This window comes from Paenibacillus sp. FSL H7-0350 (assembly GCF_038593195.1).
Taxonomy (GTDB): Bacteria; Bacillota; Bacilli; order Paenibacillales; family Paenibacillaceae; genus Paenibacillus_AQ.
The window spans coordinates 1,635,719-1,660,485 of the sequence record NZ_CP151972.1 but is presented as its reverse complement, the minus strand read 5'-3'; the positions used below and the strand labels follow the sequence as shown (position 1 = coordinate 1,660,485).

Here is a 24,767-nt window from a genome sequence, read left to right as displayed (position 1 = left end):
CAATGGCAAACAATGAACCAGCGGTGAAGCCGATTGGCGGACCGCCGAGTGATGTTGAACATATTAAGCTGGAGAGTAATTATCTGCGCGGTGCGCTTGTCGAGACCCTTAGCAATCCGATTACAGGAGGTCTGCCGGAGGATGACAACCGGCTGCTGAAATTCCACGGCAGCTATATGCAGGATGACCGGGATCTGCGCAGTGAGCGGGAACGCTCCAAGCTGGAGCCGGCGTTCCAGTTCATGCTGCGGGTAGTAGCGCCCGGTGGTGTGGCGTCTGCTGCACAGTGGCTGGTCATGGATGAGCTGGCCCATAAGTACGGCAACGGGACACTGCGCCTGACGACACGGCAGGCTTTTCAGATGCATGGGGTGCTGAAGTGGAACCTCAAGAAGACGATCAGAACGATCAACGACACCCTGATGACCACGCTTGCGGCCTGCGGAGATGTTAACCGTAATGTGATGAGCGGTCCGAACCCGTATCAGTCGGAGGTTCATGCCGAGGTCCAGGAGTGGGCCCACAAAATCAGTGATCATCTTGCCCCGCGTACCCGTGCGTATCATGAGATCTGGCTGGACGGCGAAAAGGTTGTGGACAGCAAGGTGGTTGAGCCGATCTACGGCCCGGTCTACCTGCCCCGCAAATTCAAGATTGGCCTGGCGGTGCCCCCATCCAATGATGTAGATGTGTTCTCCCAGGATCTGGGCTTCATCGCCATTCTGGAGGACGGCAAGCTGGCTGGCTTCAACGTCTCGGTCGGCGGCGGTATGGGAATGACGCATGGCGATACGAATACGTATCCCCAATTGGGACGGATCATTGGCTTCTGCCGTCCGGAGCAGATGATTGATCTGGCCGAGAAGACAGTTACGATTCAGCGTGATTACGGCAACCGTTCAGTCCGCAAGAACGCCCGCTTCAAGTATACGATCGACCGGCACGGGCTGGAGTGGTTCAAGGGAGAGCTGCACGAACGGCTGGGCTGGACACTGGAGCCGGCGCGCGACTATCACTTCGATCATAATGGCGACCGCTATGGTTGGGTGAAGGGGATGGACGGCAAATGGAACCTGACGCTCTATATCCAGAGCGGACGGATTCAGGATCAGGAGGGCTACCTGCTGATGACCGGCCTGCGCGAGATTGCCAAGATTCACAGCGGAGACTTCCGGCTGACCCCGAACCAGAATCTGATTATCGGCGGAGTGACCCAGGCGAAGAAGCGCAAGATTACAGAGCTTGCCAAGCAGTACGTGCTGACGGACGGGGCCCATCATTCTGCACTGCGCAGAAGTGCGATGTCCTGTGTAGCCCTGCCGACCTGCGGGCTGGCTATGGCGGAAGCAGAGCGTTATCTGCCGCACCTGCTGGATAAGCTGGAGGTTATCATAGATGAAGCCGGGCTGCGCAATGAAGAGATTATCATCCGTATGACCGGCTGCCCTAACGGCTGTGCCAGACCGGCGCTGGGCGAGATTGCTTTTATCGGGAAAGGTCCGGGCAGATATAATATGTACCTGGGTGCAGGCTTTACCGGAGACCGGCTGAACAAGCTGTATAAGGAGAACATTGACGAGCGGGAGATTCTGGACACTCTTGGGCCGATTATTCATGGTTATGCCAGAGAGCGCCTTGCCGGTGAGCACTTCGGCGATTATGTGATCCGAAGCGGGTATGTCAAGGCAGTTACTTCGGGGCTCAACTTCCACGACTAACAGCTGATGCCTGGCGGTCTGTATATGCTATAACTACCAGTAACTTGTACGGAATAGCCATCATAGGAAGGTTAGTTATGAGCCTGTTTTCTGGTGTTTTTGCGGAAGACAGGTTTATTTTGTTTGTTTATTTGGATTTTCGGCAGTTTTCTTACATAATATAGAGTAGCAATACCCCATTATAACCAAGAGCCATTATATATAGTGAGTAATGGATTCTGTACAGAAGAGGCGAATTGAATGATCATTATGAAATCAATGGAAGAGATTGAGAAGATGCGGGCAGCCGGCAAAATCCTGGCGGAATGCCACCGGCAGATTGCCGGGTTGATTAAGCCGGGAATTACGACCTGGGAGATCGACCAGTTTGCCGAGAAGTTCATCCTCTCCCAAGGGGCGACCCCGGAGCAAAAAGGCTATCACGGTTACCCATATGCCACCTGCGCATCTGTGAATGATGTCATCTGCCATGGCTTCCCGAAGCATGAGGAGCTGAAGGATGGAGATATTGTAACGATTGATATGGTAGTCAACCTGAACGGCTGGCTGGCGGATTCGGCCTGGTCCTACGGAGTGGGTACAATTAGTGAGCAAGCGGAGAAGCTGCTCGCGACGACCAAGGAATCTCTGTTCAAAGGCATCGAGCAGGCTGTAGCCGGCAATCGAATAGGCGATGTAGCACATGCTATCCAGGTATATGCCGAATCTAACGGCTATTCTGTCGTCCGGGACTTCATCGGTCACGGGATTGGCTCTGAGATGCACGAAGCACCTGAAGTGCCTCATTACGGCCCGGCCGGTAAAGGCCCGCGGATTAAGGAAGGCATGGTGTTCACCATTGAGCCGATGCTCAATACAGGCAGCTACCGGACCAAGGTGGATGCAGACGGCTGGACAGCGCGCACCATTGACGGAGGCCTGTCGGCCCAGTATGAGCATACGCTGGCGGTCACCCCGCAGGGCACGATTATTTTGACAGAGCTATAGAAGAATTAAGGGGTTAAAGACCCGCATCACGCAGCAAAGGCAGGGCCGTCCATGTAGGACAGTCCTGCCTTTGCTGCAGCTGCATCTGAGTTAATCTGTAATATTCCGTGTGTAATACTCGATGATATCCTTGCGGCGGATGATGCCGAGGAAGATTCCGCTGTCGTCCACTACCGGGACGAAGTTCTGGTCTGCTGCCAGGGTCAGCATATCCTCCATCTGCGCGTGGATCTCTACGCTCTCGTTATGCACATGACGCTGAATGGAGCCAACAGTCACCTCGTTCATATTCGCGAAGCTCAGACCATCGGTGTTCTTCAGTTTCCATAGCAGATCGCCCTCCGACAAGGTCCCAACATATTTACCGGCATCGTCAATAATTGGAATGGCCGAATAATAATGATTCTCCAGCTGATCCAGCGCTTCCCGCATAGAAATCGAGGAGGTGATGAATGCCACTTGATCCTTGGGCAGCAAAAATGAGGATATTTCCATAAGTTAGTCTCCTTTACAGTAGGATGAAATACATAACGTTATTACAATTAAAACATAGAACAGGATGTAAGCGCATTAAAAATCAGGTTACAACTTTGAAATGTTACGTTTACGCTGGGATTATGAGGCCGCAGAAAAAAAGGATATGCTGTCCTTCCAAGGGAAGAACCGTCATATCCTAAGCGCTTTTGTGAATAGGAAACTACTAAGGGAGTTAGCCGTTCTGGCCGTTGTCGTGGCTAATCTGCCAGTGAATGCCGAATTTGTCCTTCAGGTTCCCGTAGGCCTTGCTCCAGAAGGTCTCCTGCAGCTCCATGTGTACAGTTCCGCCTTCCTTCAGCTTGTTGAACCAGAGACGAATCTTCTCTTCATCGGTATCCGTCACCGTTAGGCTGATATTATTCCCTTCCGTGAACGGCATGCCGGGGAATACGTCAGAGAACATGACCGGGCTGCCGGCAATCATCAGATTGGCGTGCATGACAAGATGTTTAGCTTCTTCCGGTATGGGATGGGACGGATCGGGCGGAGCCTCGCCGAAGGTCATGATATGCGGAGGTTCGGTCCCGAATACTTCAGCGTAATATTCTACAGCCTCCCGGGTATTGCCATTGAAATTCAGGTACACATTAATTGCCACATCTGTCACTCCTCTTGTGTTAAATTAAGGCAAGGACGTTACGGTCCCATTGTATCATGTGCCTGTGTAATCACAAATATTCGGGGCAGGCTGTGCCATCATCGCGGAGGAGAAGCCGGAGGATTCTCGGGGACTCCGTTTAGGATATGATCTACCCATGCATAACAACGGTCCAGATCTTGTGCGGAGATGAGGTCAGAGCGGTGCTCGAACATGATTTTCACTTCACTGTTCTCCTCACGGATAATGGTGAGATAGTCTTCGATAGGGGCCCAGCCCTCCCCGGTGCTTAACTCCGGCAGGACCGGGTAATGGCCGTGCTGGATAGTTTCGTTAATCTGAACATTGGACAAATGGATCAATGCCGCATATTTGGTGTATTTTCTCAGAAGGGCTCGGGCATTGAAATTAGGGTCAAGCTTATCCTGCTGATACAACCGGCCCGTATCCAGACATAGCTTAATATCCGGATAGGCAAGCAAGAGCTGTTCCAGAAAATTATGCTGGCAGATATAACTGTTCAGTCCGTCGAACTCCAAAATGGGCTGGAACCGGTACTCCCGGCCCTTCCGGCTAAGCCAGTCGAAGAGAACTTTGCTGTGCTGTATCAGTTCATTCAGAGAGAGGTCATTCTCATAAATATATTCTTTCCTGTCAGCAAATCGCCAGGAGCTCCAGTCCAACTGAGGATCTAGGATAACCGGCTTGGGATAATGAAATAATACGTAATCGGGTTGTAGCCTCACCATATAATCCAGCTCTTCCTGGATCTGCTGGAATGCTTCAGAACGCACGTAATCATCCGGTGAGAGAAATAGGGCATCTCTTAGTCTGGCAGGATTGGCCCGGAGCGGGTAATGGACTCCTGTGTGGAATCCGTACTTCTGTGCTGCATCAATCAGCGTCTGGCAAGCTTCATCGGACGGGAAAGAACAAGCCTCAATGCCATAGAATTCGGCTTTGAAATCCCTGTGGAACTTGCCATAATCAAATCCTCCATATTGACCTATCATAAATCGCTTCATTTATACACCCCGCATATAATAATTGATCCTAAGGATAAAGAATTCGCCGAAATCCCGTGTTCACCTGCAACTATTAATGGGCAAATTTCCCTGATTTATGCTATTATTATAGAGTTATCGCTAGCCAGTCACACTAAAGGAGAAATGCCGCATGAAAGGGATCAGACAGTTGCTGCCGGGTGAGGAGAAGCTGATTACTCCCTTGATCCGGGAGGCGTTTGATATACATATTGCCGCCAATTATTCGGCGCAGGGTGTTATTGAATTCTACAGGTACATTGAGCTTGCCGCCATTATTAGGCGGATGCAGGAGGATCACGAGATCTACATCGCGCTTAGCGGGCAAGAGGTTACAGGAATCATAGAGCTGCGCAATCATCAGCATATCTCTCTGCTGTTCGTGAAGAATGCTTATAAGGGAACCGGAATCGGCAAGACCCTGCTGCGGTATGCGGTAGACCGGATGAGGACGGGAGGGAGCACGCAAATTACGGTGAACTCTTCCCCGAATTCTACTGGCTTCTATGCCTCCCAGGGATTCGTATCGCTTGGTGAAGAGGAAGAAGAACACGGGATACGTTCACTGAGCATGAAGCTGGATTTGAAGGAATAATGGGTTCTGTTGCCCCGCACAGATGCTCCATACGTCATGGAAATGGACGGTGGGGCATTTTTTTGTGTGCGGCCAGCAGGAATAAACTGGAGTGTTATCGAATATTAGCGATTATCAACAAAATTCGACTTTCAACTACATACATACGCGGGGGTTTGCGCAATGAAAACATGGAAAAAGACAGCATTCTTGATCGTTACCTTCGGACTGATCTTTCTGCTCCCGTTATTCGGAAGTCTTGCGAAATGGAAGGGGATGCCGCCGGGTTACGGGGATTTCCCGGCCCAGAAGGTCGAAGCGGACCCCGGATTCAGCCTGCTGTATTTCTCGCTCGCCTGCGTCGTGGCCCTGATCATCACACTGGTTCTGGTATTCCCCGGATGGTTCGGCTTCAAGAAGACGGAGGAGGCACCCCGGAAGGCGGGGGCGGCCACTCCTTTTCCTGTCTGGTTCTGGTGGAGTCTGCCGGTGCTTGCGCTTAGCTGGTTCCTGATGTGGGCACGGGTGAAGCTATTTATCTCTCTGGAGCATTACACCTTTGTTCCCCTCTGGTGGTCTTTTATCCTGATTCTGGACGGGCTGGTCTACCGGAGAAATCACGGAGCCTCGATCATCTCGCGCAAGCCTCATGTCATGCAGCTGCTGGCGGTGGTGTCCTGCTTCAGCTGGTTTGCTTTTGAATACCTGAATTTCTTCGTGCTGGAGAATTGGTATTACCCTAATAATGAAGTGTTCTCTAACTTCGGCAATGTGTTCTGGTTCTCCTTATCCTATACCACCGTCCTTCCGGCCATCTTCGAATGGTACTTACTCCTCAAGACCTTCCGTCTGCTGCGCAACCGTTATAGTCATGGGCCTAAGCTGAAGGTGTCACGCATGTGGCTGATCATCTATTATATTCTCGGGCTGATTCTGGCCTTCGGCATGGGCTATTATCCGTACCTGCTGTTCTGGGTACTGTGGGTTGCGCTGGTTCCGATGCTGTCCGCAGCGATGGCGCTTGCCGGTTACTGGACTCCCTTCACCCCGGTGAAGAACGGGGACTGGTCCAAGGTGATTCTGGTGGGACTGGCTACGGTGTTCAACGGCTTCTTCTGGGAGTTCTGGAACTTTGGCAGTGAGTGGTTCCATGATGATGCCCCTACCAATCCGAATTACTGGAAATACTCGGTGCCGTATCTGGACAAATTTCATATTTTCTCCGAGATGCCGGTTCTGGGCTATTTCGGTTATCTGTTCTTTGGGCTGAATTGCTGGATTATCTGGCTGATCGCTGCCTATGTATTTAAATTCGATGCCGATATTGAGGTTACGGGAGAACAAGGCTAAAGGTGGAGTACAATGATTGCTAATGACCATTACCAGGTCCTGGAGACCATTTCAGATAATCCTATAAAAGCCGTGTACCGGTGCACAGAGGCTTCCTCCGCAGAAACGGTCATTCTCAAGGTGTTAAAATCGGAGTTTGCCGGCACCGAAGCGGTGATGCGCTTCAAGCAGGAATATAAGCTGCTTACAGAGCTTAGCACTAGCACAGAAGGGGTTATCCGTCCCCTGCGGCTTGAGGAGCAGAACGGCCTGTACGTCATGGTCCTTGAGGATATAGCCGGACGTTCGCTGAAGCGGATTCTGGCGGAAGAGCAGCCGGGGGAGGAGGCGTTACTGAAGCTGGCGGTCAAGGTTGTGGATATTCTGGGCTCCATTCATGAGCAGAACGTGATTCATAAGGATATCAAGCCGTCGAATATCATCTGGAACCGGGAGCGGGATATTGTTCAGGTGATTGATTTCGACCTTGCGGTGAAGCTCTCCAAGGAGAGACGGGATTTCCAGAACAGCGGCGTGCTGGAGGGCAGTCTGCCGTACATCTCACCGGAACAGACCGGCCGGATGAACCGCAATATTGATTACCGGAGTGACTACTATTCACTGGGCGCCGTCCTGTATGAGATGATGACCGGCATCATGCCGTATCCATCATCCGAGATGCTGGAGCAGATCTACTCCATTATTGCGAAGGAGGCACTCTCTCCCTACAATGCAACCGGAGGCAGGGTTAGCAGCGGCTTGTCGGCTGTCATTATGAAGCTGATGGAGAAATCGTCAGAGGACCGGTACCGGAGTGCTCACGGCATCAAGGCCGATCTGAAGAAATGCCTGGCCGGGCAGGAGGATTTCGAGATTGGAACGGAGGACCTCCTGAACACCTTCCGCATTCCGCAAAAGATAGTCGGCAGACAGCAGGAGCTGTCCTGTCTGGAAGCGGCCTTCCGCAGCAGCGTTAATTCGAATTCCCAGCTTATGCTGGTCTCCGGTGATGCGGGTGCAGGCAAAACCGCACTGGTCCATGAGCTGCACCGGACGATTAGCCGGGAGAAGGGGCTGTTCGCGGAAGGGAAGTTCGATCAGTACAATAAGAACATTCCGTACAGTGCGCTCATCCAGGCCTTCCGCAGGCTGGTCAGCCAGCTGCTGGAGAGTCTGGATGAGGACTACAAGAGTGAGGTCAGCCGCTCGCTGACCCGGCTGCTTGACGGCAACGGCGGTGTGATTACGGGATTAATCCCTGAGCTTGCCGCCTGGATCGGGACCCAGCCGGAGCCTGAGCCGCTGAGTCCGGCCGAGGAGACGAACCGGTTCTTCCTGACCTTTGCCAAGTTCGTACAGGGAGTGACGCATCCGGACCGGCCGCTGGTCCTCTTCCTGGATGATGTCCAGTGGGCAGATTACTCCAGCCTGCAGCTCGTGGAGAAGCTGGTGCTGGATAACCATCTGCAGCGGATGTTTGTGATTTGCTCCTTCCGGCAGAATGAGATCCACGAAGGTCATCCGCTGTTCGCCGCGATGGTTAAGATCGGCAAAAATCGTGAAGTTGGACGTATTCATCTTCAGCCGCTGCAAGAGACGGATGTGCAAAGCCTTGTGGCTGACACGCTGTACAGCAGCATGGAACGGGTCGAAGGGATTACTGGATGGTTATACAAGCGGTCGAAGGGGAATTCCTTTTTCCTGACGGAAATGCTGAAGGATCTTCACCGGCGGGGGATTATCTATTTCGACAAGCAGAACGGGGAATGGAGCTGGAGCCTGGAGCGGCTGGAGGCGCTGCCGGTCCATGACAGTGTGGTGGATTTCCTGGTTGGACAGCTACAGCATCTCCCGGGGGAGGTCCGCCATATCCTGATGCTTAGCTCGGCGGCCGGCAGTGTGTTCGATTACGGGATGCTGATGCTGATCGGAGAAGAAGCGCCGGAGGTGATTGCTGCTGCGATTACACGGGCGGTCCAGGAAGAATATATCGTGCCTGCCGATCATAAATACGCCATATTCTCGGCTACACTTGCTGAATCCGGGCGCGAGGCTGCCCAGATGGGCATCCGGCTGAAATTCGCCCATGACCGGATTCAGCAGGCCTTCTATCAGCTGCTTGATCCTGAACGGGGGAAGAGGCTTCATCTTAGTATCGGCAGGCTGCTGCTGCGGAATCTCGGAGCGGAGGAAATCGAGGACAAGCTGGTCGATATCGCCACCCATATTAATAAAGGGCTGGAGTTAGTCACCGATAGCTCGGAGGCGCGTGAGATCGTCGCTCTGAATCTGCGGGCAGCCTACAAGGCCAAGGCAGGGTACGGGTATGATTCGGCCTTCCTGCTGCTTGAAGCGGCAATGGAGTTGCTCCCGGAGCAGATCTGGAGCACAGATCCGGGGCAGGCGGCGGAGATCTACAGGTTGTATGCGGAATGCAGCTATCTCACTCATCACATCGATCAGGGGGACCAGGCTTGCCGTCTGCTGCTGGAGCAAACTACGGAGCGGATGGCTATTGCGGAAATCTATGAGATGCAGACCAATCATTATATGTACCTTGGCATGATGCCTGAGTCAATTGCTTCGGGGAGACGGGGGCTGAAGGCGCTCGGAATTAAGATTCCGGCCAAGGTTGGAATACCGGCCGTCCTTAAGGAACTGCTGGCCGTTAAGGCTGCGCTGCGGGGGAGAACACCAGAGACGATTTTTGCACTGCCGGAGATGCAGGACCCGGAGATGAAGCTGGTGATGCGGCTGCTGGTTAACTTTATACCGCCTGCATTTATCTCCGGAGAGACCTCGCTGTTTGGTCTGGTGGTGCTGAAGAAGGTGGGCTTGACGCTGAAATACGGGAATTCGCCTGAGTCGGCGCTTGCTTTTATCGGCTATGCCATGCTCTTGTCCGGCTTCGGGGATACCCGGGGGGCCTTCGCTTATGGACGTCTCGGGATCAGAATTAACGACAAATTCAATGATCTGCAGTGGAAAGGCGCGGCGCATGTTCTGTATACGCTGTTCAGTCACGCCTGGACCGAGCCTTGGGATACGCTGCAGGACTGGTTCGGCACCTCCATTGAAGCCAGTCTGCGGACAGGAGATCTGCTCTACTTGGCCCATTCCGCCTTCTATGTGAATCTCTGGAATCCGACGATGGACATCCCGGCTTTGCTTCAGGAAAGTGCCCGTACGATCTCTATGATCGAGAATACGAAATACAGGGAGTCGCTTGCCACAGCGCAGCTGGCCCGCCAGTATTATCTCAGTCTTGCCGGAGAGCTGCATGAGCGTACCTCATTTAACAATGAAGACTTCAGTGAAGAGGTCTACCTGCACGAATTGCAGGAAGCGAGGTATTACTCGGGAATTGCCATCTATTATATCTACAAAATGAAGCTGCTGTTTCTCTACGAGAAGCATGATGAAGCGCTGGAGTATATCGAGCGGGCGTATCCGATTATCGGGACGCTGGCCGGATCGGCTTTTATGGAGGAGTTCGCACTGTACACCTTCCTGAATCTGGCTTATGCTTACAAGGATTTGGGTGTGAACGACAAGTGGAAGGCCAGGTCCAAAATGCGCAAGGAACTCAGCCGGGTACGCAAATGGGCCAGCAATGCACCGGGAACCTTCCGCCAGCATGAATATCTGATGAGAGCCGAATGGGCCCGGATCTCCGGGAACAGTACCCGCGCAGGCTATTATTATGATCTGGCGATTGAGGCCAGCGAGCAGGGAAGCTTCGTCCGTTATAAGGCACTCTGCAACGAGCTGGCGGCCCGGTTCTATATGGACAAGGGCTTCAACGAGTTCGCCGCTTATCTACTCAGACAATCCGAATACTATTATTCGGTCTGGGGGGCCAAGGAGAAGATCGCGTTCATCAAAGAGCGATACCCCGCTCTTGCCCAGAAAATCAGCACCAAGGAGTTCATGCACGGCAGGACGGTGACCGATTATACCGAGAGTATTGATCTGAATTCCATTATTCTGGCTTCACAGGCCATCTCCAAAGAAATTGAGCTGAACCACCTGCTGGAAGCGCTGATGGAGATTGTAATCATGAATGCCGGGGCGCAGCGGGGCTGCATCCTGATGACTTCCAAGGCGAATCTTCTGGTCGAAGGGGAATATAAAGCGGACACGGACCGGATCTCCGTGGCCATTCATGAGTCGCATCAGCTGGACAATTTGCCTGCCGCGATCATCAGACAAGTGGAGAAGAGCCGGGAGAGCCTGATCTACAATGATGCCTATTCCGAGACTCCGTTTGTGAATGATCCCTATATTGTGAGGCAGCAGCCGAAATCGATGGTCTGTATGCCGCTGATTAACCAGAATAAGACGATTGCCATCATCTATCTGGAGAATAATCTGGTGACCGGCGTATTCACCGAGGAACGGATGAAGATTATTAATCTGCTGTCCAGAGAGATGGTCTTCTCGCTTGAGAACGCCAGTCTGTATACGGAGCTTGAGCGTTCAGAGGAGAAATACCGCCAATTGGTCAACAACCTGCAGGACGGGGTGTTCGTGGTCCAAGATATGCGGTGTGTCTATGTTAATGAGGCGCTGGAGCAGATGCTCGGCTATAAGGCGGGCGAGATGCTGGAGCAGCCCTTCGGGAATTTCATTACGCCCCCGGAGCGGGAGAAGGTGATGCATTATTATGCCAGACGAGTCGAGGGCAAGCAGGCACCGGAAGAGTACGAGACAAGGCTTGTGCATAAGGATAAGTCCCTTGAAGTCATCGCCATTCACAAGGTCGTCAGAATCATGTATCAGGATAAGCCGGCGATTCAGGGAACGATCAAGGATATCACTGAGCGAAAGAAGGCGGAGGAGGAGCTACGGCGGCACAAGGAGCATCTGGAGGAACTGGTGGCCGAGCGGACGAAGGAGCTGGAATTCAACAACGGAGAGCTGAGCAAGTATATCGGGCTAATTGAACGGATCTCCATCACCGATGAATTAACCGGCCTGTACAACCGCAGATACTTCAATAAGCTGTTCCTGGATAAGGTGGATAAGGCTGCTGCCGGCAAACAGTATTTAACCTACTTGATGCTGGATATTGATTATTTCAAAAAATTCAATGACACCTACGGGCATTATGAAGGCGATACGGTACTGCGCAGAATAGGCGGGGTACTGAAGGAGCTGGCTGAACAGGCGGACGGAACCGCGTTCCGGCTGGGCGGGGAGGAATTCGGGATTGTGGCCGCCGGACTGACCCCGCCAGAGTCCAGCGCGTACGCCGAATTGATTAGCCGAAGCATCGCGGAGCTGGGGATACAGCATGATCTCAGTCCGGAATACGGCAGAATTACTGTCTCTATTGGCGTAGCCGCCGTACTTGTGGACGGTCTGCGCGAGGAGGATATCTATAAGCTGGGTGACGATGCGCTGTACCAATCCAAGGCGCAAGGCCGCAACTGTGTTACTTTGTTCGAGCGATAAGCGATGTACATAAATAAATAGGATTAGGGAGCTGTTGAAGCAATGAGTACAGAATATGAATTAGAACACGAATCCGAACAGGAAATAGGACAAGAATCAGAAATGGAGCAGCTGCGGAAGGCGCTTGAAGTATCTTTGCCCCTGGTGCAGCGGCTGTTCCCGCTGGATGTAATGTTTGCCTTGGCAGATCGGGACAAGTTCATTTATTATCTGCAAGGGAAGGAATTGATAGCCAAGATTGAACTGGGTTCTCCGGTACCGCCCAGCGGGGGAATCCGGGCTGCGCTGGAGAGCGGGGAAGAAGTTAGCACTACGATTCCAAGAGAAATCTACGGAATCCCTTTTAAATCGTCATCCATGCCTATCCGGGACCGGAACGGGGTTGTGACAGGGGTATTCACGATCGGAATCAGCCTCAGTAATCAGGTAACGCTCAGCGATGCAGCGAATGCGCTGGCAGTGACCTCTGATGAGATCAGCTCGACTTCGGTAGAGATTGCGGGCACGGCCTCGGATCTGGCGAATACCGTCGGCGATCTGAAGGAGCTGGGCCAGAAGGTGGTTGAGGACCTGCAGCAGACGGACGAGATTCTCGATTTCATCCGCAAGGTAGCAGATAATTCCAACCTGCTCGGGCTCAATGCAGCGATTGAAGCGGCGCATGCCGCTGAGCATGGACGGGGCTTCGGTATCGTGGCCCAGGAAATCCGCAAAATGTCAGTGTCCAGTGCTTCATCGGCGAAGGATATTGCCGGCATTCTGCAGATGATCAAGCAGAAGATTAACCAGATGGATGCCGTGCTTACGGATTGTCTGGCGCAAAGCGAACGTCAGGCCGCAGCCACAGAGGAGATTACCGCCTCCATGCAGCAGCTCGCAGCTTCCGCCGTGGAGATTGAGAGTATCGCTCGTCTGATCTAGTCCGCACCTGTCTTTAGTGTCAAAGAGTTCCTCCCCTGCATACAGTATCTGGACGAATGCCCAGTGTTACTTAAGGCTACAATCCAGTCTGAGGAGGAACTAATCATGCTAGATCCAGTATTGCAGGCACCGGACCTGAAGCTTGCCGCCGATTCTAATCAGGTGCTTAATTATAAGCGGGATGCGAACAATTATATTACGCAGCTTTTTGGCGAACAGCTTCCGGCGATACGCAACGGGTTCTTCAATGCCCATATGAGCAGAGGCTTCATTGTTCAGCCGCACTGGCACACGAATGTGACGGAGATGATCTTCGTGATTAGCGGGGAGCTAATTGCCTCCGTGTTCGATCCGTTCACCCAGAAGCTAATGACCTATCATCTGAAGGCCGGACAAATTGCTGTCTTCCCGAAGGGCTGGTTCCACTGGATTCTGGCCGAGAGCGAACAAGCCCATTTCCTGGCGATCTTCGATGCGCCGACACCGGATATTGTGTATGGTTCAGACTTCCTGCGGGCTGTGCCCAAAGAGGTCATCCAGCGCGCTTATTGTATTAATGAAGAGGAGTACGCCATGGCTGTGGCTCCGCTGAAGGAATCGATTATTCTTGGACCCCCTCCGGGCTGCGCCGCCCCAGGATCTGCCGGGGAAATGAATATGGGCCCGCCCGCCAAAAGTATGCCCGCCTACGCAGCCCAACAACCGGCTGCTGCATTCTACCCTTATCCGATGTATCCCCGCCGTTAGGCGGCGGCTACGCTATACGAATTGTTCTGAACAGAAAAAGCAGGCCAGGGAGGAATTCCTTGGCCTGCTTTTCTAATGGATACAGGGTATGCGCGGTTTATTTCGCTTCTTCCAGCTTGTAGTTAAGGTCCTTATATTGTTTCAGCAGTGCGGACAGTGCCTGCTTAATTGCTGCTGCATCTGTGGCTTGTGCAGCCTCTGCCAGGGCAGCCTGCTCTTTGAATACGCCGTCGATATATGCCACATGTATGGTTACCGCATTGGCAAGCTTGCCGGATTCCAGATGGTTAAGCCCCGCTAATGTGAGGTTAACAGCTCCTGAGGCAGACAGGGCTGCCTCAGCGTGGCCCCCGGCTGTCCCGTATTCCGGTATAGTGGCAAGCGGAACCGTTTCGGCATCTGTCAACGTTCCAGTCGTTGCTAATTGCACCTCCATAATGCCGGTTTTGTCTGTCCATGGAGTGGCAGACATTGACGTGGTGATATCCACGCTAAGCGCCTTCGTGCTTGTTAAGGCATGGTAGCGGCTGAGTGTATCCTGCCAGTCCTGGGATGTGTCCGGTGCATAGCTGTCCACCAGCGCCAGAACCTGCGGTTCAAGCAAGGGGAGCAGATTACTGCCAGTTGTGGCTGCAGCGGCCGTGCTTATGGTGGCAGTGGGTCCCTGTGCGGGGGGCGAAGCGGTTCCCGTATCCGCGAAGACCGGGGTGGCGATACTGGACAGCAGCAGGGTGGATAGAGCCATTCTTTTCACGATTAGACGATTCATGTACGAACACTCCTTCAGGTGGTTTGTCTTACAGCTCTCACTATAGCGGGCTTCTGTGGCAGGAGAGGGTCAGTAATGTGGAAAAACAATGTCATTGCCCTATCCCGCTTAGCCGCTTGCTATAATGGTGAAGAGACAAATCACGGAGGTTACCTGGATGAACAATCAAACGGTCATTGCCGTTGTGGACGATGACGAGAATATACGCAATCTGGTGGAAGCTTATTTACATAAGGAGAATTACCGGACGGTTGGACTTGGAAGTGCCGAGGAGGCGTGGGATTTATGGAGGAATGATCCTCCCGGCATGTGGGTGCTCGATATTATGCTTCCGGGAATGGACGGCTATGAGCTGTGCAGGCGTATCCGCGATGAGGCGGAGGTGCCGATTATTATGATCTCTGCCAAGGATAATGAAGTGGATAAAATCCTGGGTCTGGAGCTTGGCAGCGACGATTATCTGGTCAAGCCCTTCAGTCCCCGTGAGCTGGTAGCCCGGATTAACCGCCAGTTGAAAAGGTGGGAACGCCTTCACCCCTCTCCGTCTGCGGCTGCTCTGCCTGCAGTGCATTCAGGGATAGAGCTGGGAAGTCTGCTGCTGCATCCTGCGGAGAGAAGATCCTTCTGGCAAGGAGCTGAAGTGGAGCTGACCAGCAAGGAATTCCTGATGCTGATGGTCTTTGCGGGAAGTCCGAACCGGGCCTTTACGCGCGAAGAGCTGCTGGGCCATGTCTGGGGAGAGGATTATTTCGGCAGCGACCGCGCTGTCGACCATCTGATCAAGCGTATCCGCAAAAAAATGGACGGCCTGCCGCTGGAATCGGTCTGGGGACACGGCTACCGTATGAGAGAGGTGCAGGAATGATGGGGATGGCGGAAAGGCTAAACCTGCGGATGAAAAAGCTGAAGCTGGTGCATCAGATCAACTTTGCTTTTGGGCTGTCTCTGCTGCTGGTCCTGTCCATCACGGGAGTGATGATCCATTATGTGCTGATGGACCATTTCATTGGCACGGAGCAAGAGGGATTAAGGACGCTGGGTGCTTCCCTTACCGCGAGTCTGGAGCAGGCTCCATTCACCGAAGGAGGTGCATTCACATTGGGGAAAAGCGAGCCGCTTACGGCTCCATATCCTACGCTCTCCAGCGGAGTACAGGCCATCGTGAGCGACCAGCAGGGGAATGTGGTCTCGGGAAATCTCCCGGCTCTGCCCGTGCAGTCCGGGGTAACGGTGGATGTCACAGCTATGAAGCAGGGGAGCCTGCAGAGCTTATGGGATGGCAATGATCCGCGTTATCTGGTGCAGGTCAACACGCTTCCCCAAGGTAAGCTCACCCTGCTGACGCCTGTCAGCAGAATCAAGGTCATCGAGCAGTCACTCTTGAAACGGCTGATTCTTGTCTTTGCTGCGGGAGCGGCAGTAATGCTTCTGTTCAGCCTGTTCATTACGCGGAAGCTGATTCATCCGCTGATCAACCTGCGTCAGGAGCTGGGGAAAGTGAAAAACCGCCGGTTTGCCGAGGTGAATCTGATCCGGGCAGGCGGTGAAATCGGATCTGTCGCCAGGGCGGTATACGAGATGGCCGGTGAGCTGCACCGGTTCAACCGGGTGCAGAAGCAGTTTTTCCAGAATGCTTCGCATGAGCTGAAATCTCCGCTGATGTCGATAGCCGGTTATGCGGAGGGTATTAGGGATGGGGTATTTGAAGGAGAGGCCGTCCGTAAAGGACTGGATATTATTCTGAGTGAAAGCGGGCGCTTACGTGACCTGGTCAGCGAAATGACTCTTCTGGCGAAGCTGGACAGTGAAGAGGATATTTATAAGGCGGAGGATACGGACCTGGAGGCGCTGCTGAGCGAGGCGGTGGAGCGGGTCAATCCGCTGCTGGCGGCAAGGAAGCTGTCGCTGCATCCGGCAGTCTCCGGGGACCACGGGGGGACGGTAAGAGCGGACCGGGATAAGCTGCTGCAAGCTCTGCTGAACGTATTGTCCAATGCGGCCCGATATGCCGGGAAGCGTATTGAAGTAGAGGTGCATACAAGCAGGGGGAGGATTGTATTAACGGTTGCTGACGATGGTCCGGGCATTGCAGAGGAGCTGCTGCCCAGCCTGTTTCACAGGTTCGTCAAAGGGAAAAATGGCGAATCCGGGCTGGGACTCGCCATCGCACGTGCTATTGTGGAACGCTGCGGCGGAGAGCTTAGTGCCCGGAACCGCCCGGAGGGCGGCGCAGTCTTCACCTTTGAGTTCCCGCCATCTGCGGGCAGGGTTTAGTACTCGTTGAACATTGCGGCTATTTCATCGTAGCCGGTGGTTTGCGTCAGGGCGAGGGAGAGCAGGATTCTGGCTTTTTGCGGGACCAGGCTGTTGCAGGGAATAGAATTGGCAGACAAATCAATGTAGGAATCCTTGAGTGTAATTCCGCTGGAAATCCGCGAGCAGCGGACTACCGGGATGTTATTGTTCTTCAGCTCCCCCACCTTGTCAATCCAAGGCTTGCTGTAGATCCCTCCGCCTGCTCCGGCAATGACAATCCCCTTGGAGACCGTAGCCAGATAATCCAGAATTCCGGGATTGGCATCCACATGGAAATAAGCTACGGACACTTCGGGCAGCTCCTGGATTACAGATACATCGAACTGGGTTGCGGTGGTATGCCGCTTCAGGGTGCGCGTATAGAAGAAGGCATGGCTGTCACGCATATATCCCAGGCAGCCGAAATCGCGCTCATCGAAGGCGTTGGCCTTGAAGGTGTTCACCTTTTGCACATCCCGCCCGCTATAAATGCCCTCAGCAAAGACAACCATCACGCCTTGGCCGGAGGCCTCAGGATTCGCTGCCAGCGCTACGGACTGATACAGATTCAGAGGGCCATCGGCGCTGATTGCGGTAGCCGGGCGCATAGAGCCGGTAATAATTACCGGCTTGTCAGTCTTGATCACCAGATTCAGGAAGTAGGACGTCTCATCCAGGGTATCGGTGCCGTGGGTGATGACGAAGCCGTGCACATCCTCCCTGAGCGCAAGCGTGTTAATGTAGGTTGCCAGGGTAAGCCAGTGTTCGCTGGTAATATCAGCGCTGCACAGATTGCTGACCTGTACCCCGGCGCAGTTCGCCAGCCGTTCCAGATGCGGCACACTATCCAGCAGGTCCTGCACGGGCAGGGCGCCGGGCTCGTAATTCAAGGTTTTATGGGCTTCGCCGCTGCCGGCAATCGTACCGCCGGTGGCGAGGATGACTACATTTTTGAGGCCGGGATTATAGTAAGGGGAAGCCTCGAAATTCACTTCAGGAATAGTATTAATCATAGGTCGTTTCCTTTCAGGTTGAGCCAGGATTCAAGTCATTCGCATGACAATGAGTGTATTATAACATTCATTTATTCATGCGTGACATAGTAAGGTATAATAAGTAGAAAAATATAGATGGGAAGATCTGTATGTTCAGGGTAGAGGAAGTAGCGCAGGGAGTGTGGGCCGCAATTGTTATTCCGGGCCGGGGCGCGGTAGGCAATGCGTCGATCATCGATCTTGGGGATTGTACAGTCGTAGTAGATACCTTCAGCCTGCCGGCAGCAGCCAGGCTTCTGCGGGAAACGGCCGAGAATCTGACAGGGAAGCCGGTCAAGTACATAATTAATACTCATTATCACGGGGATCATCATTACGGTAATCAGGAGTTTCCAGGCAGCATCATTCTATCAACAGAGCTCACCCGTGAGGTGCTGACAACCCATGCACCACCTGCTCTGGAGGAATGGCAGGAAGGTCTGCAGAAGCAGATCACAGGATTACAGGAGATAAGCAATGCTGCTACGGATTCCCGTCTACAGCAAGCGCTCGTTAATGAAATATCCGACAAACAGGCGTTGTTGGAGGCCACGCCAACAATCCGCAGACTGAGAGCAGGGATGACCTTCAGGGATAGTCTGGATATTCACGGATCATCGCGTTCCCTGCATCTGTTCACGTATGGCGGCGGTCATACCCTCAGCGATGCTATGGTGTACGTTACAGATGTTCAGGTGCTGATCGCAGGAGATCTGGTTCTGAACAGATTCCACCCGGCGATGCTCCATGGATTCCCGGAAGCATGGACAACTATTGTAGAGCGGATTGGCAGGGAGATTGATTTCAAACGGCTGATTCCCGGTCATGGGGAGGTTGCCGGACGGGAGAGCATCCCTGAAATGCTACGCTATCTCACAGAGATCCAGGAGTATGCTGCAGCAGCAGCCCGAAGCGGGGAAAGTGCAGAGCACTGGATGGCCAAGGGAATCCCGGAGCCTTTTAATACATGGGAGGGCTCTCATATCTTCGAGTGGAATTTCCGCTGGCTGTTCAATATCTATACTAATTCCTAAGAAAAGAGGAGATAAGCATGCTGAAGCTAGATAGCCGGGATTACGCCCTTGCCTGGACGCTGTTAAAGGAAGTGAAGATTAACACCCTGTTCGCTGAAGGCGTTCTGAGCGGGCAGACGACAGGTAGTGTGTATGTGGACTCGCTCCATAACCCCCGTACCTTCTACGTGGCTCATGAATACGGGATGTCGCTGGTCTATGGGGATTCGGTGAATGAGGAGTTTAACCGGAGCTTGTCGGACTATATTACGAACAAGACGGGGCACCGGCATTCAGCAGAATGGCTGCAGGCTGATCCGGCAGGGGGCTGGGACCCGCTGATTGAAGCAATGCTTACTGAGCATAATTCACGGCTTGATGCGGCGGATTCACGCAGAATGTACATACAGACCCGGGTGAATTTTACGTTCGAACCGGAGGTCTATAACCGTGCGAAGGCGCAATGGTTCCGGCAGGATGCGGAGATTGTCCAGATGGACGGAGAAGGATTCGGCGAGCAGGAGGGTGCAGTGATTCCCAGGTATTTCTGGCTTGACGCAGAGCGCTTCCTGGCTTCAGGCAAAGGATACACTTTATGGTGGGAGGGAGAGCAGGCCTCCAGCGCATTCTCGGCTTACCGGACAACGAATCAACTGGAGATTGGAATTGAATCGGCACCGGGTCACCGGGGAAATCATTTTGCCTTCTCAGTGTGCTGCAAGTTAATTGACTACTGTCTGGAGCAGGGACTGGAGCCGGTGTGGGGCTGCCGCCAAGAGAATGTGGGCTCTTACAGACTGGCGCAAAAGCTGGGCTTCAAGCCGCTATTGAACATACCCTACTACCGTTTGGCCGAGCTTCCCGCCTAACAAAGAGCAGCAACTCCCCTTATGGATGGGGGATTGCTGCTCTTTTGCATTAAATGGGAAAATCGTCAAATCCGCCGTGCATCCACAAAGCAATGCAGGTGCAGCGGTGACAGCACCTTCAGCCCTTCACCCAGCCCAAAGCCTCTGCCTTCGGCCAGCTGGCGGCCTTGCTCGCCGAAATAGATCCGGTACATGGCGAGCTGCTCTTCATTGAACTGGCTGACGTGCAGGGCCATGGCCGCGAACTTGCGCTCGAAGTGGTCCGTAATGTCGATGACCGTATTAGGCTCAGCGGTGAAGTAGAAGCCGATGGCCTTCGGCTGCCATGGCCGGGTAAGGGTACCCCTCGGATACAGGGGAAGCCCGGAAGACAAGACAGCCTGGGCTGCGGCTCTGCCTGTAACGATATGATCATAATGCGCCTCATAGCTCAGCCAAGGATCAGGACACAGTATCGCATCCGGCTGGACCGTCCGGATGATCTCGGCAATCTCGCCCGCGAGGGCGGGGATATGCTCCAGTGTTCCGTCGCCATGGTCCAATTGGTGGAAAACTGTCGCTCCCAGCAATCTCCCGGCTGCTTCTAGTTCGCTTGCTCGGATGGCGGCGATACCGGCGGAAGACAACTGCTCATCCAGCGCGCCCAGATCTCCGTTCGTGACGGTAAGATAATGAATCTCGCAGCCCTGCTGCGCGAATGAGGCAATGGTGCCGCCGATGCCTACCTCATTATCGTCCGGGTGCGGCTGTATGCATAATACCGTCCGGCACCCGCTAAGATCTGGAGGAGACATCAACGCTGCTAGTGTGGATATATCCATAATCCAAATACCTCCCTATTAATCTGTGGCAAGGGTATAGTTAGTCCCTCTAAAGGTTGGATGAAGAGAAATTACTCAACCGGGCCTACTCCTTATGGACCGGAAGCCGTTATTTACAAGAAACAGACTTATTTGGTTGCCTTGCGGACTAAGGCGCCCTTATTTGCTCCATAATCAATGTTATGGCGCGGAAAATCCGGCAATAAGGGCCGTAGTCCCTTACTTGCTCCAATCTTGCCTTTTGGCAGAAATAAGCGCAGCTGAGTCCGTTACACCCAGCCGCACCCCTGACCATGAACGATTCAATCAGGGAAAAGTAAATCCCCGCCATCATCTCTCCTCCATCCGCTCATCTCCCCACCAGCCCCACTACAGGGACCGGCTATGATTCAGATCGCTCAGGATCTGCACCCGCTGCTTCTCCGTTATATTGTAGAACAGAATCGGCAGAATAGCGGCCAGGAAGCAGAGAGCAGGCAACAGGAACATCACGAAACTAAGGCCGTGCTGGAGCTGCGGAGTCGCCGGCTGATTCTCCACGTAGCTGAGCAGACCGAGACTGGCTCCAATAATCATCCGCGACACCGCTCCGCTGAACTTGGTAATGAAGGTGTTCGTGGAGAACACAATGCCCTCGCCCCGGAAGCCCAGCTTCCATTCCGAATAATCAATCGTATCGAGCAGCATTGAGGTACTGGCAATCGTTGTCATGCCGGAGAAGAAGAAGCTGACCCCGAAGAACACTAGCGTGTTCAATACGTTATGGTCACCCAGCAGATAAGGCAGAATGCAGGCTACACTCCCCAGAATACAGGAGATAATGAATACCTTCTTTTTGGCGAAGCGGCGCAGCAGCGGCGGCGTAGCGATCATCCCCAGCAGCATACCGGCCACCAGAGCGATCCCGACCTGTGTGGCATACCCCGCATCTCCCCAGACATAGACCACATAATAGAGCTGAATACTCTGCCGGATGCCGTTCACCAGGTTGATAATCAAGAGAGAGGCGAGTAGGGTGAGCAGCGGCTTGTTTTTGTATACCGTTTGCAGGTTCTGGCGGAATGAGATCTTCTCAGCGGAAGGGACGACCCGTTCCTTGGTGAGCATCCCGGTCAGGACAATCGACAGCGCCGCGATGACCCCGATAATGATTGCCGAGTACAGGTAAGCCTGCGTATTCCGTTCACCGCCGAAGGCGAGGAGAAGCTGGATACCTCCGATGGTGATAACGACCGCGCCGAGTGTTCCGCCGATTTTGCCCAATGTGACGAATAAGGTCCGTTCTCCCGGATCAGTGGAGACTACGGATGACAAGGCCCAGAGCGGTGTGTCACAGACCGTGTACAGCATTCCCCAGAGCAGATACGAGACGGTAGCGATTACAAGGGTCACCGTCCGGGAACCGCCGAAGTCCCAGAAACAGAGGATGGTCGCCAGCGCGATCAGGCAAGGGGCAAACAGCAGATAAGGCCGGAATTTCCCCCATCTGGAGCGTGTTTTATCGGTAATCATGCCCATGAGCGGATCAAGACAAGCATCGATAATGCTTGCTGCTACCAGAATGACACTGGCGGTGGTTGCCGGAATTCCCAGCAGATCCGTATAGAAGAACAGGATGTACATCGACATGAAGCTGTAGAGCATATTCTGGCCCAGCAGACCGCCTGAGAACACCAGTTTTTCGGCCACAGGTACTTTTGATGACATGGCAGGCCTCTTTTCGCGGAGGATAAAATTGGATTGAATCAATTGCTAATTATGTTTATTTATAACTTATTTCTATGTTCTGTCAAGCGGATTCTGCATCAAACTACGGAATAGTGAAGATTTCGATTTGTAAAGGGTAGGATTAAACTGAGTTTTATGAAAAAAATATGAAAAACTCAAATTGGAATATAAATTTTTTGATATAAAATGTCGAAATATAGCTAATGATGTCCCGCCGGCTGATAGGGGAGTGTAAGATTAACGCCGACAAGAAGGACGCTATGATGTAACCACAGGGGGAAGCCACATGAAATGGTTCGGGAATTTGAAAACAGCTACAAAGATCGTCACCGCTTTTTTGATCGTCTCTTTAATCCTGGCAGGACTTGGAGTCTATTCGGTCTTATCCCTGCGCACCAGCAATCAGAATATGAAAGAAATGTACAGCAACAATCTGATCTCGGTCAGAGATCTGTCTGCCGCCCAGATTAGCTATCAGCTTAACCGGGTGTATATCCGTGATATGAGCAATACAACAGATACGGTGAAGATTGCTGAGTTTAAACAAAAAATTGCTGATGGCCGCGAGGAAATCACCCGGAAGGTGGATAACTACCGTCCACTGGCGACGACTCCCCGCGAAGTTGAGCTGCTGGCCTCTTTTGACCAGGAGTATGCAGGCTATGAGAAGCTGTTCGAGCAGGCGCTGGTTCTGGCGGAGCAGGATGATGTCGCTGCCTTCAATACATTTGTGAGCACACAGTTGGCCGTCCAGGGGCAGACCGTGCTGAACAATCTGGATGGCCTGATCAAGGTGAACGTTGAGCTGGCAGAGACGGCAAACAACCTTTCACAGTCTGCGTATTCCTCGGCGTTCATCCTTACGATCTCAGTGGTCATCGCGGCGGTTATCCTTAGTATTATAATCGGCTACCTGATCGCAAGATCGATTTCCAGACCCCTGATGCAGATGCTGCATGTGGCTACTGAAGTGGCTAATGGTAATCTGACGCAGCAAGCGGATATATCAACTAAGGATGAAGTCGGACAGCTTGCCACAGCCCTCAACCGGATGGTTCATAACCTGAAGGAATTAATCAACGGGATTGTGATGAATTCACAGAGCGTTGCGGCCTCTTCCGAACAGATCTCAGCAAGCACCCAGGAGATTGCCAGCACCAGCACGAACCAGTCGGCGGCGGCGACCAATATCACCGAGCTGTTCAAGGAGCTGTCGCTGGCGATTGATTCTGTAGCCTCCAGTGCTGAGGAAGCGGCAGAGCTGTCCAATGATACGGTGCGGACCGCCCGCGAAGGCGGATATGTGGTGGAGACTTCGCTGCAGGGGATGCAGAGCGTCAATCACCAGATGAAGCAGCTTGAAGACGACTCCAGCAAAATCGGGGATATCATCGAAGTGATCGACGATATCGCCGAGCAGACCAATCTCCTGGCCCTGAACGCAGCGATTGAAGCGGCACGTGCCGGAGAACAGGGACGCGGCTTCGCCGTGGTGGCGGACGAGGTCCGCAAGCTTGCTGAACGCAGCAGCGATGCCACGAAGGAGATTACAAAGATTATCAAGGTCATCCAGGAGAATACCAAGCAGAGTGTCCGGGCGGTGGCTGAGAGTGTCGAGCAGGCCTCGATGACCAGCCAGGCCTTCGAGCAAATTATTCAGATGGTCAATACCTCCGCACTCAAGGTTAACGAGATTGCTGCCGCCTGCGAAGAGGAATCCGCCCAGGCTGCGGAAGTAATGGACTCGGTTCAGTCCATTGCGGCTTCCAGCGAGGAGTCGGCAGCGGCTTCTGAGGAGACGGCGACAACCTGCCAGGCTCTAGCCCTGCTGTCTGAGGATCTGGCCCAATCGGCAGCCGCATTCAAGACCCATTAATTCAATAGACGGAAGGTGAAGCCATGTCATCCTTACAGAAGGAACAATACATCGAGCTTGCGGTAGGAGCCGAGACCTGTGCCATTCGTATTGAAGAGATTCATGAGATTATCAAAATGCTCAGTATTACAGATATCCCCTTTAGCCGGAATGAAGTCAAAGGTGTAGTCAATCTGCGCGGCAAGGTGGTCTGTGTCATGAGCCTGCGCAATCTGCTGGGAATGGCTGATGAGCCGTATACCCGGAGCACAAGAATTATTGTGGTCAACTACCGCGAGGAATTCGTCGGACTGATTGTAGATAAGGTGAACAAGGTGACTACGTACGCCGAGATTCATCCGCCGGCCGGCGGACATAACCGCAGCCGCGATGCGGTGTTCCACGGAGTGGGGCAGCGGGATGATCAGCTGATCGGTATTCTGAAGCTCGAAGAAATATTGGGCGGGTAAAA

General features: G+C 53.1%; 20 protein-coding genes. 13 read left to right on the top strand and 7 right to left on the bottom strand.

Annotated features, from left to right (window positions below; all coding sequences use genetic code 11):
• Positions 1-2: 2 nt before the first annotated feature.
• Together cysI and map are read left to right on the top strand one after the other, a co-directional pair.
• Complete coding sequence (gene cysI, locus NYE24_RS07800) at positions 3-1,718, top strand: assimilatory sulfite reductase (NADPH) hemoprotein subunit (RefSeq protein WP_342478431.1); 1,716 nt, start codon at positions 3-5, stop codon at positions 1,716-1,718.
• 240 nt (positions 1,719-1,958) lie between these two features.
• On the top strand, positions 1,959-2,705 hold the full coding sequence (gene map, locus NYE24_RS07795; protein WP_036733023.1) for a type I methionyl aminopeptidase: 747 nt from the start codon (positions 1,959-1,961) through the stop codon (positions 2,703-2,705).
• 90 nt (positions 2,706-2,795) lie between these two features.
• Here map and NYE24_RS07790 read toward each other — a convergent pair whose 3' ends face one another.
• The 3 genes from NYE24_RS07790 to NYE24_RS07780 all read right to left on the bottom strand — a co-directional run bounded on the left by NYE24_RS07790 (position 2,796) and on the right by NYE24_RS07780 (position 4,865).
• On the bottom strand, positions 2,796-3,200 hold the full coding sequence (locus tag NYE24_RS07790) for a CBS domain-containing protein (protein ID WP_036700824.1): 405 nt from the start codon (positions 3,198-3,200) through the stop codon (positions 2,796-2,798).
• A 214-nt stretch (positions 3,201-3,414) separates the two neighbouring features.
• On the bottom strand, positions 3,415-3,840 hold the full coding sequence (locus tag NYE24_RS07785; RefSeq protein WP_342478430.1) for a VOC family protein: 426 nt from the start codon (positions 3,838-3,840) through the stop codon (positions 3,415-3,417).
• Between the two features lie 98 nt (positions 3,841-3,938).
• A complete protein-coding gene (locus tag NYE24_RS07780; RefSeq protein ID WP_342478429.1) occupies positions 3,939-4,865 on the bottom strand; it encodes a sugar phosphate isomerase/epimerase in 927 nt (308 codons plus the stop codon).
• Positions 4,866-5,016: 151 nt separating this feature from the next.
• Here NYE24_RS07780 and NYE24_RS07775 point away from each other — a divergent pair, with 151 nt between their 5' ends.
• From NYE24_RS07775 to NYE24_RS07755, 5 genes are all read left to right on the top strand, one after another.
• Positions 5,017-5,478 carry a GNAT family N-acetyltransferase gene (locus tag NYE24_RS07775; protein WP_342478428.1) on the top strand — a complete coding sequence of 154 codons (462 nt, stop codon included), beginning with the start codon at positions 5,017-5,019 and terminating at the stop codon, positions 5,476-5,478.
• A gap of 162 nt (positions 5,479-5,640) precedes the next feature.
• The gene (locus NYE24_RS07770; protein WP_342478427.1) at positions 5,641-6,807 is read left to right on the top strand and encodes a small-conductance mechanosensitive channel; all 1,167 of its coding nucleotides are present in this window, start codon (positions 5,641-5,643) and stop codon (positions 6,805-6,807) included.
• 12 nt (positions 6,808-6,819) lie between these two features.
• Positions 6,820-12,243 carry a diguanylate cyclase gene (locus NYE24_RS07765; RefSeq protein WP_342478426.1) on the top strand — a complete coding sequence of 1,808 codons (5,424 nt, stop codon included), beginning with the start codon at positions 6,820-6,822 and terminating at the stop codon, positions 12,241-12,243.
• Between the two features lie 42 nt (positions 12,244-12,285).
• On the top strand, positions 12,286-13,164 hold the full coding sequence (locus NYE24_RS07760; protein ID WP_051494029.1) for a methyl-accepting chemotaxis protein: 879 nt from the start codon (positions 12,286-12,288) through the stop codon (positions 13,162-13,164).
• 105 nt (positions 13,165-13,269) lie between these two features.
• Positions 13,270-13,911 carry a cupin domain-containing protein gene (locus NYE24_RS07755; protein WP_083677889.1) on the top strand — a complete coding sequence of 214 codons (642 nt, stop codon included), beginning with the start codon at positions 13,270-13,272 and terminating at the stop codon, positions 13,909-13,911.
• A gap of 97 nt (positions 13,912-14,008) precedes the next feature.
• On the opposite strand, the gene NYE24_RS07750 is transcribed toward NYE24_RS07755, so the two are convergent.
• Positions 14,009-14,680 carry a hypothetical protein gene (locus tag NYE24_RS07750; RefSeq protein WP_342478425.1) on the bottom strand — a complete coding sequence of 224 codons (672 nt, stop codon included), beginning with the start codon at positions 14,678-14,680 and terminating at the stop codon, positions 14,009-14,011.
• A 157-nt stretch (positions 14,681-14,837) separates the two neighbouring features.
• Between NYE24_RS07750 and NYE24_RS07745 the strand changes: the two genes are divergently transcribed.
• Entirely contained in the window at positions 14,838-15,545 is a 708-nt protein-coding gene (locus NYE24_RS07745; RefSeq protein WP_342478424.1) for a response regulator transcription factor, read from the top strand.
• A gap of 29 nt (positions 15,546-15,574) precedes the next feature.
• Positions 15,575-16,954: a HAMP domain-containing sensor histidine kinase gene (locus tag NYE24_RS07740; protein WP_342478423.1), complete on the top strand. Its 1,380-nt coding sequence runs from the start codon at positions 15,575-15,577 to the stop codon at positions 16,952-16,954.
• On the opposite strand, the gene NYE24_RS07735 is transcribed toward NYE24_RS07740, so the two are convergent.
• Positions 16,951-17,988 carry an asparaginase gene (locus NYE24_RS07735; RefSeq protein WP_036700840.1) on the bottom strand — a complete coding sequence of 346 codons (1,038 nt, stop codon included), beginning with the start codon at positions 17,986-17,988 and terminating at the stop codon, positions 16,951-16,953. The two genes, NYE24_RS07740 and NYE24_RS07735, sit on opposite strands and share 4 nt — an antisense overlap.
• A 131-nt stretch (positions 17,989-18,119) precedes the next feature.
• Between NYE24_RS07735 and NYE24_RS07730 the strand changes: the two genes are divergently transcribed.
• Both NYE24_RS07730 and NYE24_RS07725 read left to right on the top strand, forming a co-directional pair.
• Positions 18,120-19,043 (top strand): MBL fold metallo-hydrolase, encoded by a 924-nt coding sequence (locus tag NYE24_RS07730; RefSeq protein ID WP_036700842.1) that lies wholly within the window; start codon positions 18,120-18,122, stop codon positions 19,041-19,043.
• Positions 19,044-19,060: 17 nt separating this feature from the next.
• A complete protein-coding gene (locus NYE24_RS07725; RefSeq protein WP_076156820.1) occupies positions 19,061-19,891 on the top strand; it encodes a GNAT family N-acetyltransferase in 831 nt (276 codons plus the stop codon).
• Between the two features lie 65 nt (positions 19,892-19,956).
• Here the strand turns inward: NYE24_RS07725 and NYE24_RS07720 are convergent, their stop codons facing one another.
• Together NYE24_RS07720 and NYE24_RS07715 are read right to left on the bottom strand one after the other, a co-directional pair.
• The gene (locus NYE24_RS07720) at positions 19,957-20,712 is read right to left on the bottom strand and encodes a PIG-L deacetylase family protein (protein WP_341025789.1); all 756 of its coding nucleotides are present in this window, start codon (positions 20,710-20,712) and stop codon (positions 19,957-19,959) included.
• A 369-nt stretch (positions 20,713-21,081) separates the two neighbouring features.
• On the bottom strand, positions 21,082-22,419 hold the full coding sequence (locus NYE24_RS07715; RefSeq protein WP_342478422.1) for a glycoside-pentoside-hexuronide (GPH):cation symporter: 1,338 nt from the start codon (positions 22,417-22,419) through the stop codon (positions 21,082-21,084).
• A 307-nt stretch (positions 22,420-22,726) separates the two neighbouring features.
• On the opposite strand from NYE24_RS07715, the gene NYE24_RS07710 reads away from it, so the two are divergent.
• Complete coding sequence (locus NYE24_RS07710) at positions 22,727-24,316, top strand: methyl-accepting chemotaxis protein (RefSeq protein WP_036700853.1); 1,590 nt, start codon at positions 22,727-22,729, stop codon at positions 24,314-24,316.
• Positions 24,317-24,339: 23 nt separating this feature from the next.
• Complete coding sequence (locus tag NYE24_RS07705) at positions 24,340-24,765, top strand: chemotaxis protein CheW (RefSeq protein WP_036700854.1); 426 nt, start codon at positions 24,340-24,342, stop codon at positions 24,763-24,765.
• Positions 24,766-24,767: the final 2 nt, after the last annotated feature.